General features: G+C 38.1%; 14 protein-coding genes, 20 tRNA genes, 1 rRNA gene and 2 riboswitches. Of the genes, 33 read left to right on the forward strand and 2 right to left on the reverse strand.

Annotated elements, in window-relative coordinates:
• Window positions 1-181 precede the first annotated feature (181 nt).
• From rrf to ABH959_RS27015, 23 genes are all read left to right on the forward strand, one after another.
• Window positions 182-297 (forward strand): 5S ribosomal RNA (rrf, locus tag ABH959_RS26905).
• A gap of 5 nt (window positions 298-302) precedes the next feature.
• A tRNA-Val gene (locus ABH959_RS26910) sits at window positions 303-378 on the forward strand.
• An 8-nt stretch (window positions 379-386) separates the two neighbouring features.
• Window positions 387-470: transfer RNA gene (locus tag ABH959_RS26915), tRNA-Tyr, on the forward strand.
• Between the two features lie 12 nt (window positions 471-482).
• Window positions 483-557, forward strand: a tRNA-Gln gene (locus ABH959_RS26920).
• A 4-nt stretch (window positions 558-561) separates the two neighbouring features.
• Window positions 562-637, forward strand: a tRNA-Lys gene (locus tag ABH959_RS26925).
• A gap of 16 nt (window positions 638-653) precedes the next feature.
• Window positions 654-734, forward strand: a tRNA-Leu gene (locus tag ABH959_RS26930).
• Between the two features lie 29 nt (window positions 735-763).
• Window positions 764-838, forward strand: a tRNA-Gly gene (locus tag ABH959_RS26935).
• A gap of 16 nt (window positions 839-854) precedes the next feature.
• Window positions 855-943 (forward strand) — tRNA-Leu (locus tag ABH959_RS26940).
• A gap of 3 nt (window positions 944-946) precedes the next feature.
• Window positions 947-1,020 (forward strand) — tRNA-Arg (locus tag ABH959_RS26945).
• Between the two features lie 10 nt (window positions 1,021-1,030).
• Window positions 1,031-1,104 (forward strand) — tRNA-Pro (locus ABH959_RS26950).
• A gap of 15 nt (window positions 1,105-1,119) precedes the next feature.
• Window positions 1,120-1,192: transfer RNA gene (locus tag ABH959_RS26955), tRNA-Ala, on the forward strand.
• Between the two features lie 18 nt (window positions 1,193-1,210).
• Window positions 1,211-1,303 (forward strand) — tRNA-Ser (locus ABH959_RS26960).
• A 61-nt stretch (window positions 1,304-1,364) separates the two neighbouring features.
• Window positions 1,365-1,457: transfer RNA gene (locus tag ABH959_RS26965), tRNA-Ser, on the forward strand.
• Between the two features lie 24 nt (window positions 1,458-1,481).
• A tRNA-Met gene (locus tag ABH959_RS26970) sits at window positions 1,482-1,558 on the forward strand.
• Window positions 1,559-1,560: 2 nt separating this feature from the next.
• Window positions 1,561-1,636, forward strand: a tRNA-Asp gene (locus tag ABH959_RS26975).
• A 9-nt stretch (window positions 1,637-1,645) separates the two neighbouring features.
• Window positions 1,646-1,721, forward strand: a tRNA-Phe gene (locus tag ABH959_RS26980).
• An 18-nt stretch (window positions 1,722-1,739) separates the two neighbouring features.
• Window positions 1,740-1,815 (forward strand) — tRNA-Thr (locus ABH959_RS26985).
• A gap of 3 nt (window positions 1,816-1,818) precedes the next feature.
• Window positions 1,819-1,889: transfer RNA gene (locus ABH959_RS26990), tRNA-Trp, on the forward strand.
• A 10-nt stretch (window positions 1,890-1,899) separates the two neighbouring features.
• A tRNA-Ile gene (locus tag ABH959_RS26995) sits at window positions 1,900-1,976 on the forward strand.
• Window positions 1,977-1,983: 7 nt separating this feature from the next.
• Window positions 1,984-2,058 (forward strand) — tRNA-Asn (locus ABH959_RS27000).
• A 1-nt stretch (window position 2,059) separates the two neighbouring features.
• Window positions 2,060-2,131: transfer RNA gene (locus tag ABH959_RS27005), tRNA-Glu, on the forward strand.
• A 131-nt stretch (window positions 2,132-2,262) separates the two neighbouring features.
• Window positions 2,263-2,682, forward strand: a complete 420-nt coding sequence (locus tag ABH959_RS27010; RefSeq protein ID WP_002125317.1) for a CBS domain-containing protein — start codon at window positions 2,263-2,265, stop codon at window positions 2,680-2,682.
• 422 nt (window positions 2,683-3,104) lie between these two features.
• Complete coding sequence (locus tag ABH959_RS27015) at window positions 3,105-4,256, forward strand: DUF3965 domain-containing protein (RefSeq protein ID WP_002125318.1); 1,152 nt, start codon at window positions 3,105-3,107, stop codon at window positions 4,254-4,256.
• Window positions 4,257-4,496: 240 nt separating this feature from the next.
• Here the strand turns inward: ABH959_RS27015 and ABH959_RS27020 are convergent, their stop codons facing one another.
• Both ABH959_RS27020 and ABH959_RS27025 read right to left on the reverse strand, forming a co-directional pair.
• Complete coding sequence (locus tag ABH959_RS27020) at window positions 4,497-4,829, reverse strand: hypothetical protein (RefSeq protein ID WP_002010638.1); 333 nt, start codon at window positions 4,827-4,829, stop codon at window positions 4,497-4,499.
• 5 nt (window positions 4,830-4,834) lie between these two features.
• On the reverse strand, window positions 4,835-5,989 hold the full coding sequence (locus ABH959_RS27025) for an SH3 domain-containing protein (protein ID WP_002125323.1): 1,155 nt from the start codon (window positions 5,987-5,989) through the stop codon (window positions 4,835-4,837).
• A gap of 259 nt (window positions 5,990-6,248) precedes the next feature.
• Window positions 6,249-6,361: riboswitch (TPP riboswitch) on the forward strand.
• Between the two features lie 60 nt (window positions 6,362-6,421).
• A riboswitch (TPP riboswitch) is annotated at window positions 6,422-6,525 on the forward strand.
• Between the two features lie 89 nt (window positions 6,526-6,614).
• Here ABH959_RS27025 and tenA point away from each other — a divergent pair.
• The 10 genes from tenA to thiD are packed head-to-tail and all read left to right on the forward strand — an operon-like array spanning window position 6,615 to window position 14,343.
• Window positions 6,615-7,310, forward strand: a complete 696-nt coding sequence (gene tenA / locus ABH959_RS27030; RefSeq protein WP_404493390.1) for a thiaminase II — start codon at window positions 6,615-6,617, stop codon at window positions 7,308-7,310.
• The gene (locus ABH959_RS27035; RefSeq protein ID WP_113936773.1) at window positions 7,279-8,028 is read left to right on the forward strand and encodes an ABC transporter ATP-binding protein; all 750 of its coding nucleotides are present in this window, start codon (window positions 7,279-7,281) and stop codon (window positions 8,026-8,028) included. Before tenA ends, ABH959_RS27035 begins: the two co-directional genes overlap by 32 nt.
• Complete coding sequence (locus tag ABH959_RS27040; protein WP_113936784.1) at window positions 8,028-8,780, forward strand: ABC transporter permease; 753 nt, start codon at window positions 8,028-8,030, stop codon at window positions 8,778-8,780. The genes ABH959_RS27035 and ABH959_RS27040 overlap by 1 nt, the downstream gene beginning before the upstream one ends.
• A complete protein-coding gene (locus ABH959_RS27045) occupies window positions 8,777-9,778 on the forward strand; it encodes an ABC transporter substrate-binding protein (protein ID WP_113936772.1) in 1,002 nt (333 codons plus the stop codon). Before ABH959_RS27040 ends, ABH959_RS27045 begins: the two co-directional genes overlap by 4 nt.
• A gap of 10 nt (window positions 9,779-9,788) precedes the next feature.
• The gene (gene tenI / locus ABH959_RS27050) at window positions 9,789-10,409 is read left to right on the forward strand and encodes a thiazole tautomerase TenI (RefSeq protein WP_113936771.1); all 621 of its coding nucleotides are present in this window, start codon (window positions 9,789-9,791) and stop codon (window positions 10,407-10,409) included.
• The gene (thiO, locus tag ABH959_RS27055; RefSeq protein WP_113936770.1) at window positions 10,402-11,511 is read left to right on the forward strand and encodes a glycine oxidase ThiO; all 1,110 of its coding nucleotides are present in this window, start codon (window positions 10,402-10,404) and stop codon (window positions 11,509-11,511) included. Before tenI ends, thiO begins: the two co-directional genes overlap by 8 nt.
• A gap of 15 nt (window positions 11,512-11,526) precedes the next feature.
• The gene (gene thiS / locus ABH959_RS27060) at window positions 11,527-11,730 is read left to right on the forward strand and encodes a sulfur carrier protein ThiS (RefSeq protein WP_001049509.1); all 204 of its coding nucleotides are present in this window, start codon (window positions 11,527-11,529) and stop codon (window positions 11,728-11,730) included.
• Between the two features lie 2 nt (window positions 11,731-11,732).
• Complete coding sequence (thiG, locus tag ABH959_RS27065; protein WP_404493391.1) at window positions 11,733-12,503, forward strand: thiazole synthase; 771 nt, start codon at window positions 11,733-11,735, stop codon at window positions 12,501-12,503.
• Entirely contained in the window at window positions 12,496-13,515 is a 1,020-nt protein-coding gene (locus tag ABH959_RS27070) for a thiazole biosynthesis adenylyltransferase ThiF (RefSeq protein ID WP_113936768.1), read from the forward strand. Before thiG ends, ABH959_RS27070 begins: the two co-directional genes overlap by 8 nt.
• 15 nt (window positions 13,516-13,530) lie before the next feature.
• Window positions 13,531-14,343, forward strand: a complete 813-nt coding sequence (thiD, locus tag ABH959_RS27075) for a bifunctional hydroxymethylpyrimidine kinase/phosphomethylpyrimidine kinase (RefSeq protein ID WP_113936767.1) — start codon at window positions 13,531-13,533, stop codon at window positions 14,341-14,343.
• Window positions 14,344-14,547: the final 204 nt, after the last annotated feature.

The following is a 14,547-nucleotide window of genomic DNA, read 5'->3' on the forward strand; positions in this document are numbered from 1 at the left end:
ATGATCAGGTTGATAGGTTCGAGGTGGAAGCATGGTGACATGTGGAGCTGACGAATACTAATAGATCGAGGACTTAACCATATAATATGAAGCAACGTTATCTAGTTTTGAGAGAATATAAAAAACTTATTGACTTTCTAAGTGAATCAAGTATAATAATGTTTGTCTCAATCGAATATAGTCTGGTAATGATGGCAGAGAGGTCACACCCGTTCCCATACCGAACACGGAAGTTAAGCTCTCTAGCGCCAATGGTAGTTGGGACCTTGTCCCTGCGAGAGTAGGACGTTGCCAGGCAAAATGGAGGATTAGCTCAGCTGGGAGAGCACCTGCCTTACAAGCAGGGGGTCGGCGGTTCGATCCCGTCATCCTCCACCATATATGTCGGAGGGGTAGCGAAGTGGCTAAACGCGGCGGACTGTAAATCCGCTCCTTCGGGTTCGGCAGTTCGAATCTGCCCCCCTCCACCATTTCTTAATTATTGGGCTATAGCCAAGCGGTAAGGCAACGGACTTTGACTCCGTCATGCGCTGGTTCGAATCCAGCTAGCCCAGCCATTAAGAGCCATTAGCTCAGTTGGTAGAGCATCTGACTTTTAATCAGAGGGTCGAAGGTTCGAATCCTTCATGGCTCACCATTTTCTTAAAAAATATGCGGGTGTGGCGGAATTGGCAGACGCACTAGACTTAGGATCTAGCGCCTTTGGCGTGGGGGTTCGACTCCCTTCACCCGCACTTTTAATAAAATAACTCAAACATGTCTTGCGGAAGTAGTTCAGTGGTAGAATACAACCTTGCCAAGGTTGGGGTCGCGGGTTCGAATCCCGTCTTCCGCTCCAATTTTCAGTATGACATGCCGGGGTGGCGGAACAGGCAGACGCACAGGACTTAAAATCCTGCGGTGGGTGACCACCGTGCGGGTTCGACCCCCGCCCTCGGCACCATATGCGCCCGTAGCTCAATTGGATAGAGCGTTTGACTACGGATCAAGAGGTTAGGGGTTCGACTCCTCTCGGGCGCGCTTTTATTAACGGGAAGTGGCTCAGCTTGGTAGAGCACCTGGTTTGGGACCAGGGGGTCGCAGGTTCAAATCCTGTCTTCCCGATTTTCCCAAAAACATGGGGCCTTAGCTCAGCTGGGAGAGCGCCTGCCTTGCACGCAGGAGGTCAGCGGTTCGATCCCGCTAGGCTCCACTTTATTTTTTATATGTCGGAGGTATACCCAAGTTCGGCTGAAGGGATCGGTCTTGAAAACCGACAGGCGGCGAGAGTCGCGCGGGGGTTCGAATCCCTCTACCTCCTCCATTTTTTTAAAAAGTGGTTTAGTTACATATAAAAATGAATAAGATATTAATTTTTCCTTCATGGAGGTATACCCAAGTTCGGCTGAAGGGATCGGTCTTGAAAACCGACAGGCGGCGAGAGTCGCGCGGGGGTTCGAATCCCTCTACCTCCTCCATTTATTTTTAAAACATAATATCGTCGCGGGGTGGAGCAGTACGGTAGCTCGTCGGGCTCATAATCCGAAGGTCGCAGGTTCAAATCCTGTCCCCGCAACCAATGGTCCCGTGGTGTAGTGGTTAACATGCCTGCCTGTCACGCAGGAGATCGCCGGTTCGACCCCGGTCGGGACCGCCATTTTATGTTGGCTCGGTAGCTCAGTCGGTAGAGCAGAGGACTGAAAATCCTCGTGTCGGCGGTTCGATTCCGTCCCGAGCCACCATTTTTTTGTTTTTTTTATGCCGGCTTAGCTCAATTGGTAGAGCAACTGACTTGTAATCAGTAGGTTGGGGGTTCAAGTCCTCTAGCCGGCACCATTTAGGGGCATAGTTTAAAGGTAGAACTGAGGTCTCCAAAACCTCCAGTGTGGGTTCAATTCCTACTGCCCCTGTAAAGTATATGGGCCTATAGCTCAGCTGGTTAGAGCGCACGCCTGATAAGCGTGAGGTCGATGGTTCGAGTCCATTTAGGCCCACCATATATATTCCGCAGTAGCTCAGTGGTAGAGCTATCGGCTGTTAACCGATCGGTCGTAGGTTCGAGTCCTACCTGCGGAGCCATGGCCCGTTGGTCAAGTGGTTAAGACACCGCCCTTTCACGGCGGTAACACGGGTTCGAATCCCGTACGGGTCATAAAAAAAGAGTCAGCATATTGCTGACTCTTTTTTATTATGTATAAGCCTCTTTTTATCACCTTATTTTTCTGAAATAAATAAAGGGATTTAGGAAAAGCTATGGTATGTATTAAAAGGAGGAGATGAAAAATGACGCAAGTTAGAGAACTTATGAGTACTCATATCGTACATTGTACACCATTAGACAATGTATATGAGGCAGCTGTAAAAATGAAAGAAGAATCGGTTGGATTGATTCCTGTTATTGAAAATAAACAAGTTGTTGGGCTTGTTACTGATCGAGACTTAGTTGTTCGTGGGATTGCTGAAAAACATCCTGGATCTAATCAAATTACAAATGTAATGACAACAAACATTGTTTCAGTTTCTCCAGATGATTCTATTGAAAAAGCTACAGAATTAATGGCACAATATCAAATTAGACGGTTACCGGTTGTTGAGAGCGGTCAACTTGTTGGGATGCTAGCACTAGGTGATTTAGCTATAAGAAAATCAGCAGATGATCAAGCAGGGTTTGCTTTAAGTGAAATCTCAGAGCATACGGAATAAACTATTTATAAAGATCAGATACATTATTCTAGTATATACGGATTAAACTAATATGTTAGCGTGATGTATCTGAGACATTATATAATAAGTATAGCGTCAATATTTTTGACAGTTTTTTTAAATTTGTCATTCCTGATTTTTAATAAGAGAAAAAATGATATACTGAGAGATATAAGTATTATGATAGATTTTGAATATAACAATATTTATCGTTAATGATGTAATAATGAATTAATATTTCCTACATAGATAAAGTGAAACTTTAATTATTGGGGGGGTCCATCCCAAAATAATTATTAGTTGAACCAATCGGGCTTTTATGGGCAGTTTTATCTCCTACCTAACTTCCTCGCATTCGCAGAATTTTGAGGTGGGAGTCTTACTGCCCGCAAATAGCGGGATAAAAAGGGAAGGGGAATTATATGAGGGCTGTACAGGGCGATCCAAATTGGAATTTGGTTACAGATACATATATAGAACCAAATGATTTCGCTGAGTTATTTTCTTTGCTTGTACCTTGTCATCCAAAAGGTGAAGGGAAAGAGCGAACTATATTAGTATGGAAAGAAAAAGAATTTTATAAAGAAGAAAATTTAGCGCCATTTATCGTATATGGCATGAATAAAGTAAAGAATTTACCGCAGTTTCATAAAGATGAAATTCCAACTCTAGTACGTATTCTTCGTTTATGTCAAGAGATTGGTTGGTATGAAGAGGCAAATGCTTTTATGATAACCCAAGGGCTAGATGAATTTGTCCGAACTTCATTGGAGTATGAAACATGGGATCTTTTGACGAAAGCAGTTGCTTTAAACTATTTAATTATTAAATATCGTATTGGTGAATTAACAGCTGAGGATGTAGAAATTTGGGATCGAGTTAAATTTAATGAGAAATGTATAACAGATTGCAAACATCTATTATCTCATAAAGAAGTATTGGAATTTACATTCTTTTATATGTGTAAGCGAGCTAAGCTACTGTCAAAAGAGCAATTAAATAGTGATATGATGAGTCTGGCAATGTATTGTAATACTTTTGTGTATGATTTATATACACATGACTTATTACGGAAGTATCGTAAGTGTACAGACTTCCTATCATATTATGGACCTAGTCAAGCGGTTTTAGCTTGTCAAAGAGCTGTACTTTCACAAATTTCCGATCGATTAGACCCTTTAAAGACAACTCATGTAGATGATTATTTATATGTGATGAAAGAAATGATGGAGCATATGACGATAGGGGTAATGGATCGGTATGGTCATTTTATTGGAAAGCTACTATCATATGTACCATTTTTCGAAATGATCCAAGTTCCACAGCATGCATATTACTGTGAAGAATTACTGTATATTTGTAAGGGAATTGAATACAAAGAAGAAATACTACGCAATTATATATTTATACAATTACATGATTGTTTACCATCATTCTTTAAACTATTTCTTAAAAATAAGCGTTATGCAACGATTCATGATATTCTTTTCTATTGGTGCGACGATGAACAAAGAATGAGCTTAGAGAAAAAATATAATCTTAGTTTTATTTATGAAAAATATGCTTGCGGATAAACCTTATTTTACATATTAAAAATTAATATAAATTAAAAAGGATCTCAAGTTTATGTGAGATCCTTTTTTGTTAGTAAAGCAAGGAGAAAGTAACTAAGATAAGAAATAACATTCCATAAAGGAGAAATTGTGCAGTATAACTTCTTTGTATACCAAAAAAAGTATTCATTTTTTCATATAAATTCAATATATATTTCATTGGATTATCTTTGAAAGATTGGTACACAGTGTCTCCTCTTTCTAAGCTTCTTGTTCATGTTTTTGGTTATTAGGAACATGAACGTATCTAGCTATGAATAATAAAACACCTATAAAGAATACAGGAAGTACGGTAGATAAATAAAAACCATTACTAATTATATTTGTTATAAGAGCACTTAAAAGAAAAATAACATTATAAATATGGGCAATTTTTTGTTTTAGCCGCATTTGTAATGCTTCCATAATGATTTCTAAAGCAACAAAAGCAATAATAATAGATAAAAATACAGTGTTCGTATTATAAATGATTAAACAACAGATTAAACCTAAAAAGGCCAGGTATTCAATAAAGAGAGGTATATTGCGTGGCATATAATTTACCTAACTAAATATGGCAGTGGGTTTACTGCATTTGTTTTTTCAAAATTCCATTCCCCATTATGTAATTCAAAATGGAGATGTTGCCCGTATGAATGACCTGTGTTTCCCATATGACCTACTAATTGTCCAGTTTGTACTTGATCACCAGCTTGTACAGTGCGATCCTTCATATGAGCATAAACTGTTGTATATAATTTCCCATTTATTTGATGGGCGATGAACACGACATTGCCGTAGCTAGCCGAATAATAAGATTTCACAACCTTACCTGCAGCAGCAGCTTGAATAGAGACATTTCCTTGTGCTGCTATATCTATACCATAATGCATTTGCTCCCAGCGCATATCAAAAGTGGAGCTGATTTTCCCTTGAGTAGGGAATTTGAAAACTGCTGGAATTGATGCAGGTTGAGCTGTTTTAGCTTGTGGTTGATTTTGCACTACATAGTGTTTTGCTACATATCCGTATCCTGTGCCAAAACGAATTTTATACCAAGTACCTACCGTTTCTACTACTTGTACTTGTGTACCATTTTGTAATGAGCCAAGTAGAGTGCCACTTGTGCTAGCATTGCTACGCACATTTAATTTTGGTGTTGCAACAGTATAAGAAGGAGAACCTTGTACTGTTACACCTTTTACTAGAGGTGTGGATCCATTAGATACAAATGTTTTTTGTACGTAACCAATTTGACCGTTATGTAATATTTTGTACCAATCTCCTTGTTCACCTTGAATGGTAATGAATTGACCATTTGGTAATATATCTAGAATAGAAGACTCTGTATTAGGTTCAGAACGAACGTTTAATGCGTTTGCATTTACGATATATTGAGACTTTGGTTGAACATTTTTTTTGAATAGAATTGCATCTTTTTTCATATAGCCTGTTTTGTTGTTAACAGATACTTTATACCAATCTTGAACTGTTTCAAGAATAGTAACCGGGCTATTAAATCGAATGGTATCAACTATTGCACTGTCTGTATGGCTATTTTGATGTAGTGCAACGTTGTCAATTTTTACATATCCAGTTTTTACTGTAGATGGTTGCTTAGCAGCCGCTGTTTGTATATCGGATTCTCCCATAGAAGGAAGTAAAGAAGCAATTGCGATAGTAGTTGCTGTTAAAGCTGTGGCTTTCATATTCATGTAATAAAGACCTCCTCTAGTTGTATAGTTGTAATTTTATTATAGTATAAAGATATAATATATTGGTCGTATTCACATAAATGTAATATGAAATCAATAAAAATAATGTCAGAAGAGAGATTCGTATATAAATATTGTATATATCATTTGTGAGGTCGCATTTATATTTGTTTAACACGTTAAGAATTAATTCTTAATTAAGAAAATTAAAACAGTTGATGATGTCTTATGGCGATGTTATACTGACAGTGATAATTTTATAGTTTGCTAGGAGGGCTGGTGTTGCCAGCTGAGAGTAGGGCCATAAGCCTTTGATCCTTTTTATTACCTGATCTAGATTATGCTAGCGTAGGGAAGCAATTCGGACATTAACAATGAGTCCCCGTTTCTTTGCGTATAGAAACGGGGCTTTTTTATTTGAAAATTTCATATTAACACCACTAGGGGTGCTTTTCGTGCTGAGAGAGGAATAATCCTTAACCCTTACAACACCTGATCTAGATAATACTAGCGAAGGGAAGTGGAACAACGAATAAATTATAATTTTATTTGCTGTAACCACTTCTTATATACAGAAGTGGTTTTTTTATTGAGATAAATAGATATATAGGAAGGGGAATTATTAATGAAATTTTGTGAAAGATTATTTGATACGGTGCAGCCTGTTTGGGAGAAAAGTCATAATCATCCGTTTGTAGTAGGTATGGGGGATGGTACGTTGGAAAAAGACAAATTCCAGTACTATATTATTCAAGATTATTTATATTTGTTAGATTATGCAAAGCTATATGCAATTGGGGTTGTAAAGGCAACGAATCCACAAGTTATGGCAAAATTTGCAGAGCAAATTGATGGGATTTTAAATGGAGAAATGACGATCCATAAACAGTATGCAAATAAACTTGGCATTACTGTAGAGGAGATAGAATCTGCGAAACCATCTGCTAAAAATTTAGCCTATACAAATTACATGATGTCTGTATCTCAAAATGGCACACTTGCAGAATTAATATCAGCTTTACTTCCATGTATGTGGAGCTATTGGGAGATCGGAAAGCGTTTAAATGATATTCCTGGAGCAAGCGATCATGAGTTCTTTGGAGAGTGGATTCAAGGATATTGTTCTGAAGAATACGGTAACCTTTGTATTTGGTTAATAGATTTATTAAATGAAATGGCAGTTGGAAAGTCAGAGAAAGAGCTAGACCGATTAGAGGAAATTTTCTTATATTCCAGCCGATTTGAATATTTATTCTGGGATATGGCTTATCTTAAGGAGATGTGGGGTTTTGAGGAGCAAGAACATACTACAGTTTCATAATGTTTCCTTTCATTATGATGAGAAACCAATCATCGATGAATTAAATGCTTCTATACAAGATAAAGAGTTTGTAAGTATTATCGGACCGAGTGGATGCGGGAAAAGTACTTTATTTCGCCTTATTACAGGCTTAGAAGAGGCAAGTACTGGACAGATAGAGCTGACAAAAACAAAGAGTCATCCTGTAGGGTATATGCCCCAAAAAGATATGCTCTTGCCGTGGAGGACGATTATTGAGAATGCGGCTCTGCCGCTAGAGTGCCAAGGTGTGCAGAAGAAAGAAGCGCAAGTAAAAGCGAAAGAACTGTTACATAAATTTGGTTTACAAGGGTACGAGAAAAAATATCCGAAAGATTTATCTGGTGGTATGAGGCAACGCGTATCTTTTATCCGAACTTTATTAACAGGCGGGGAGATATTATTGTTAGATGAACCTTTTAGTGCATTGGACGCTTTAACGAAGGCATCTTTGCAAGAATGGTTGTTTGAACAATGGAAAGAGTGGGAAAAAACAATTTTATTTATCACTCATGATGTTGAAGAAGCATTGTTTCTTTCTAATCGAATTTTGGTTGTAGAAAATCAACCGATAGCAACTTTAACTGAGCGAATTGTGCCGCTTGATCGTAACCGAACAAGAAAAGATTTATATAAACCTGAAGTGTTAGCGCTTAAAGAAGAGCTCCTTAGTATGTTACAAAGGCAGGTACTTGTATGATGAATCGCTTGAAGGAGTTATTACCTGCCCTTATATTAAGTGGAATTCTACTTGCTCTATGGGAAGTAGGAGCAAGAATTGTAGATGAGATGTACATTTTGCCATCACCTTCTGCAATTGTAATGAAGATATGGGTGCTGAAAGATATATTATTTACGGTTCATTTACCTGCAACGTTGTATGTCGTTTTAATAGGCATTGTTATTTCTATCGTACTGGGCGTAGGGCTAGCAATGTTAATGAATGCGAGTACGTGGATGGAAAGAGCATTTTATCCGTTATTAGTTGCTTCACAAACAATCCCGATTACTGCGCTTGCGCCGCTCTTCGTTTTATGGTTTGGATATACCATCTGGAGCAAGGTTGTTGTTACCGTTTTAATTACGTTTTTCCCAATTGCGGTCAATACGTATGATGGACTGCGTAGTACGAAAAAAGAATGGGAGGAGCTCTTAGTCACGTATGGTGCAACAAAAAAAGATATTTTTCTAAAGCTAAAGTTGCCATCTGCTCTTCCTTACTTTTTCTCAGCGTTAAAAATTGCAGTTCCGCTTAGTGTGATCGGGGCAGCAATTGGAGAATGGCTCGGTGCACAAGCTGGGCTTGGATATTTCAGTAAAAGAATGATGACACAGTTAGACGGAGCTGGTGTATTTGCACCAATTGTATTGTTATCATTATTAGCTATTTTCTTCGTCATACTTATTTCCACATTAGAAAAGAAATTCATTAGTTGGAGGAAACATTCATGAAATTATTAAAACGCATCTTTGTGTTTACATTATTAGTTGCAATGATTGCAGGATGTTCGAGTAACTCGGCATCAGATAAGAATAAATCAGAAAAAGAAATAACAGTAATGCTTGATTGGTACCCGAATGCGGTACATAGCTTTATTTATACGGCAATTGAAAAAGGATACTTTAAAGAAGAAGGAGTCAAGGTGAATATTAAATTCCCTTCTAATCCGACTGATCCATTAACGCTAGCGGCAGCAGGGAAAGTGACCGTTGGCTTGTATTATCAACCAGATGTTGTCATGGCAAAAGCAAATGAACAAATTCCAGTGAAATCAATTGGAGCTGTCGTACGTTCGCCGTTAAATCATGTTGTATCGCTGAAATCAGCAGGTATTAAGTCACCTAAAGACTTAGAAGGAAAAACAGTTGGATATTCTGGGACCCCTTTAAGTGAAGCATATTTAAAAACGATGGTAAAAGAAGATGGTGGTAATCCAGATACAGTAAAAGTAGTCGATGTTGGATTCGATTTAGTACCAGCGTTAATTACGAAAAAAGTGGATGCTGTAACAGGAGCGTACATTAACCATGAAGTACCTGTTATGCGTCATGAGGGCCATGAACCAGCGTACTTTAATCCAGCTGATTACGGTGTGCCGAATTATCATGAGCTTGTGTTTGTAACAGGTGATAAAACTTTGAAAAAGGATAAAGAAGCATTACAGGCCTTTTTACGTGGTGCGAAAAAGGGATATGATTTCATGAAGAAAAATCCGGATGAAGCATTAAATATTTTATTAGATCATCAAGAAAAAGAAAACTTCCCACTTGTACCAGAAGTTGAAAAAGAAAGTATGAAAATTTTATTAGAGAAGATGGAAACGAAAGATGAGCCATTCTTATCGGATTCAAAAGAGTCATGGGAGAAACAAAATAAATGGTTGAAAGACAAAGGAATGGCGAAAGAAATCGTTCCAGCCAATGAATTATTCGAAAACATTTTAAAGTAGGCGAATGAATATGAAAAATGAGCTTCATGTAATCTCAAATGGCCATATGCCATTTGAAGAATTAGTGAATGTAGCGATGCAAATTGAGAGTGAGATTGATTATTTGCATATTCGTGAGCGTGAGAAGAGCACGAAGGAATTGTATGAAGGTGTGGAAAGTCTTTTGGGGAAAGGCTTTCCGGCATCGAAGATAGTGATAAATGATCGAATTGATATTGCTATTCTATTAAATATTCCGCGTGTGCAGCTAGGATATCGAAGCGCAGATGTAAGGTCGGTGAAAGAAAAGTTTTCTTATTTGCATGTTGGCTATTCAGTACATTCTTTAGATGAAGCGATAGTGGCATTTAAAAATGGAGCGGATTCACTCGTTTACGGTCATGTATTTCCAACGGCTTGTAAAAAGGATGTGCCAGCAAGAGGATTAGAAGAAATTGCTCATATGGCAAGATGCTTATCCATACCAATAACTGCAATTGGTGGGATTACCCCTGAAAATACAGGTGATGTTCTTGCAAATGGTGTAAGTGGCATTGCTGTTATGTCTGGGATTATAAGCAGTAGTAATCCGTATAGCAGGGCGAAATCTTATAAGGAATCAATAAGAAAGTGGGCGGAAAAACATGTGTAAGAAGTATGATGTAGCGATTATTGGCGGAGGTGTAATTGGTAGCTCAGTTGCACACTTTCTAGCAGAAAGAGGGCATAAAGTAGCGATTATAGAGAAACAAAGAATCGCATCTGAAGCTTCGAAAGCAGCTGCTGGTTTGCTCGGTGTTCAGGCAGAATGGGATGCATATGATCCGCTGTTTGAGCTTGCTAGAGAAAGCCGTGCTATATTTCCACAACTTGCAGCAGTTTTACGTGAAAAAACAGGCATCGATATTGGGTATGAAGAAAAGGGCATTTATCGCATCGCTCAAAATGAAGATGAGAAGAAAAGAATTCTTCATATTATGGATTGGCAGCAGAAAACAGGTGAAGATTCCCGATTTCTAACGGGGGACCATTTACGGGAAAAAGAGCCGTTTCTTTCCGAGTCAATTATAGGGGCGGTATATTATCCGAAAGATGGTCAAGTTATTGCACCAGAGCTTACGAAAGCATTCGCACATTCTGCAGCAATTTCCGGAGCTGATATATATGAACAAACAGAAGTGTTTGATATTCGTATTGAAAATAATAAAGTGACTGGAATTGTGACAAACGAAGGTGTAATCACATGTGAAAAAGTCGTTATCGCTGGAGGCTCATGGAGTACGAAATTACTACATTATTTCCATAGTGATTGGGGCACGTATCCTGTGAAGGGTGAAGTTGTTGCAGTAAGAAGCAAGAAACCGCTCTTGAAAGCTCCTATTTTCCAAGAACGTTTTTATATTACACCGAAACGTGGTGGCCGTTACGTAATTGGGGCAACAATGAAGCCTCATACGTTTAATAAGTCTGTACAACCAGAAAGTATTACTTCCATATTAGAGCGTGCCTACACAATATTGCCTGCTTTAAAAGAAGCAGAATGGGAAAGTACGTGGGCTGGGTTAAGACCGCAGTCTAATCATGAAGCTCCTTATATGGGAGAGCATGAAGAAATAAAAGGTTTATATGCTTGTACGGGCCATTATCGAAACGGCATTTTATTAAGTCCTGTTTCTGGTCAGTATATGGCTGATTTAATAGAAGGAAAGCAGGAGAATCACTTGCTAGATTCATTGCTTTCTAAAACGGTTTAGAAAGGGGATGGAAGTTTGAATTTAAAAATTAATGGTAACCAAATTGAAGTACCAGAGAGTGTGAAAACAGTAGCTGGGCTACTTACACATTTAGAGTTAGATAACAGAATTGTTGTAGTAGAACGTAATAAAGATATTTTACAAAAAGATGACCATAACGATACATCTGTTTTTGATGGGGACCAAATTGAGATTGTAACTTTCGTAGGAGGCGGTTGATTATGTTAAACATTGGACAATTTTCATTTCATTCTAGACTTTTATTAGGAACAGGGAAATTCTCTGATTTTGATGTGCAGCAAAAGGCAATTGATGTTTCTGAGGCTGAGATTTTAACATTCGCAGTACGTCGTATGGATATATTTGATGCGAAGCAGCCTAATTTATTAGAGAAACTTGATGTAAAAAAATATACGTTATTACCGAATACAGCAGGAGCAAAAAATGCTGAAGAAGCTGTTCGTATTGCAAAATTAGCAAAAGCTTCTGGACTTTGTGACATGATAAAAGTAGAAGTTATTGGTGATGATAGAACGTTATTACCTGATCCAGTAGAAACGTTAAAGGCATCTGAAATGTTACTAAAAGAAGGATTTATCGTTCTTCCTTACACATCTGATGATGTTGTATTAGCACGCAAACTACAAGAACTTGGTGTGCATGCGATTATGCCAGGAGCATCACCAATTGGATCAGGACTTGGTATTGTAAATCCATTAAATTTAAGCTTCATTATTGAACAAGCGACAGTACCAGTTATCGTTGACGCAGGTATTGGTAGCCCAGCTGATGCGGCATTTGCGATGGAATTAGGAGCGGATGGTGTGTTATTGAATACAGCTGTTTCGGGAGCAAAAGATCCTATTAAGATGGCACAAGCAATGAAATTAAGTATTGAGGCAGGTCGTTTAGGTTTTGAAGCAGGTCGTATTGCACGCAAGCGCTGCGCGACAGCAAGTAGTCCTTTAGAAGGAATGAGCGTAGTTGAATAATCGATATTCTCGCCAAGAGCTATTTTCTCCAATTGGGGAAGAAGGGCAACAAAAGATAAGGACAAAGCATGTACTTATTATCGGTGCAGGCGCATTAGGTAGTGCAAACGCAGAGATGTTTGTAAGAGCAGGCGTTGGTCAAGTAACAATTGTTGACCGTGATTATGTCGATTGGAGTAATTTGCAAAGACAACAATTGTATGCAGAGAGTGATGTAGAGAATAATCTTCCGAAGGCTGTAGCGGCAAAAAAACGTCTAGAAGAGGTTAATAGTGAAGTAAGAGTAGAAGCTCGCGTTCAGGATGTAACGGCTGAAGAGTTGGAAGAACTCGTTACAAATGTTGATGTAATCATCGATGCGACTGACAATTTCGAAACACGTTTCATTGTGAATGATATATCGCAAAAATATTCTATTCCATGGGTTTATGGGGCATGTGTAGGGAGTTACGGTCTTTCTTATACTATTCTTCCAGGAAAAACGCCATGTTTATCTTGTTTATTACAATCGATTCCGCTTGGCGGAGCGACATGTGATACAGCGGGGATTATATCGCCTGCTGTGTCTCTTGTCGTTTCTCATCAAGTAACGGAAACACTTAAACTGTTAGTAGAAGATTATGACTCACTTCGAGATGGGCTTGTATCATTTGATGTATGGAAAAATGAATATTCATGTATGAATGTGCAAAAGCTTCGTAAACATAATTGTCTATCGTGTGGTGAACAGGCAGTATATCCATATTTAAATAAGGAAAACACTTCAAAAACAGCAGTGTTATGCGGGAGAAATACAGTTCAAATTAGACCACCTCATAAAGAGGAAATGGATTTTGAACAATATAAAAAATTGCTGAATGATCGTGTGACTGATTTAAATGTAAATCCATATTTATTATCATTTTCGGTTGAAGAAAAGAGATTAGTTGCTTTTAAAGATGGCCGTGTACTTGTACATGGAACGAAAGATATAAGCGAAGCGAAAACAATTTATCATCGCTATTTTGGGTAGAAAAGGATGAGTGGAATGAAAGTGAATAAAGCTTTAACAATTGCAGGGTCTGATAGCGGAGGCGGCGCTGGGATTCAGGCGGATTTAAAAACATTCCAAGAGCTTGGTGTGTATGGAATGACGGCTATTACAGCAATTACTGCTCAAAATACGCTTGGCGTTCAAGGGGTATATCCTGTTTCTTTAGAAGGAATTACGGAACAGCTGAATTCAATTGGTACGGATTTAACGCCAGATGCTGTAAAACTAGGAATGTTATTTAGCAGTGAAATTATTCAAATTGTTGCAGAACATATTAAAAAATTCGGCTGGAATAATATTGTGCTAGATCCTGTTATGATTGCAAAAGGCGGGGCATCATTATTACAACAAGAAGCAGTACAAGCATTAAAGGAATATTTATTACCAGTAGCAACTGTTGTAACACCGAATGTTCCTGAAGCAGAAGTGTTAACTGGGATGGAAATTCAAAATATAGAAGATAGTAAAGAAGCTGCGAAAGTATTGCATGAATTAGGAGCTAAATATGTTCTTATGAAGGGCGGACATGCAGAATATCAAGGTAATGAAGTAATTGATTTACTCTTTGATGGTGAGCAGTTTATTGAATTTAGAAGTGAACGAATTCCTTCGAAGCAAACGCACGGAAGTGGGTGTACATTTGCTTCAGCGGTTACAGCAGGACTTGCGAAAGGCTACTTGATGGAAGAGGCAGTTCAAGAAGCAAAACGATTTATTAGTATAGCGATTGAAGAGCCTTTGAATATTGGAAGTGGTCATGGGCCGACGAATCATTTTGCGTATAAATTGAATAAAGCGCGTGCATAAGTGGAAATTCAACCAGTGGGGCTATATCCTCACTGGTTATTAAGGTTAATGATTAATAAAAGTTTAATATATGGTAGTGAATTTGATTTGGGTATCTTGTTTAAATGCGTCCTTTTAGATAAATAAAATATATAAAAGGTGTGATGATATTAATATTAAAAATATAAGGTATGGAATCATAGCCTTCTTATTATTACTTAAGTA

It is taken from the genome of Bacillus sp. RC51, from assembly GCF_044908115.1.
GTDB lineage: Bacteria > Bacillota > Bacilli > Bacillales > Bacillaceae_G > Bacillus_A > Bacillus_A mycoides.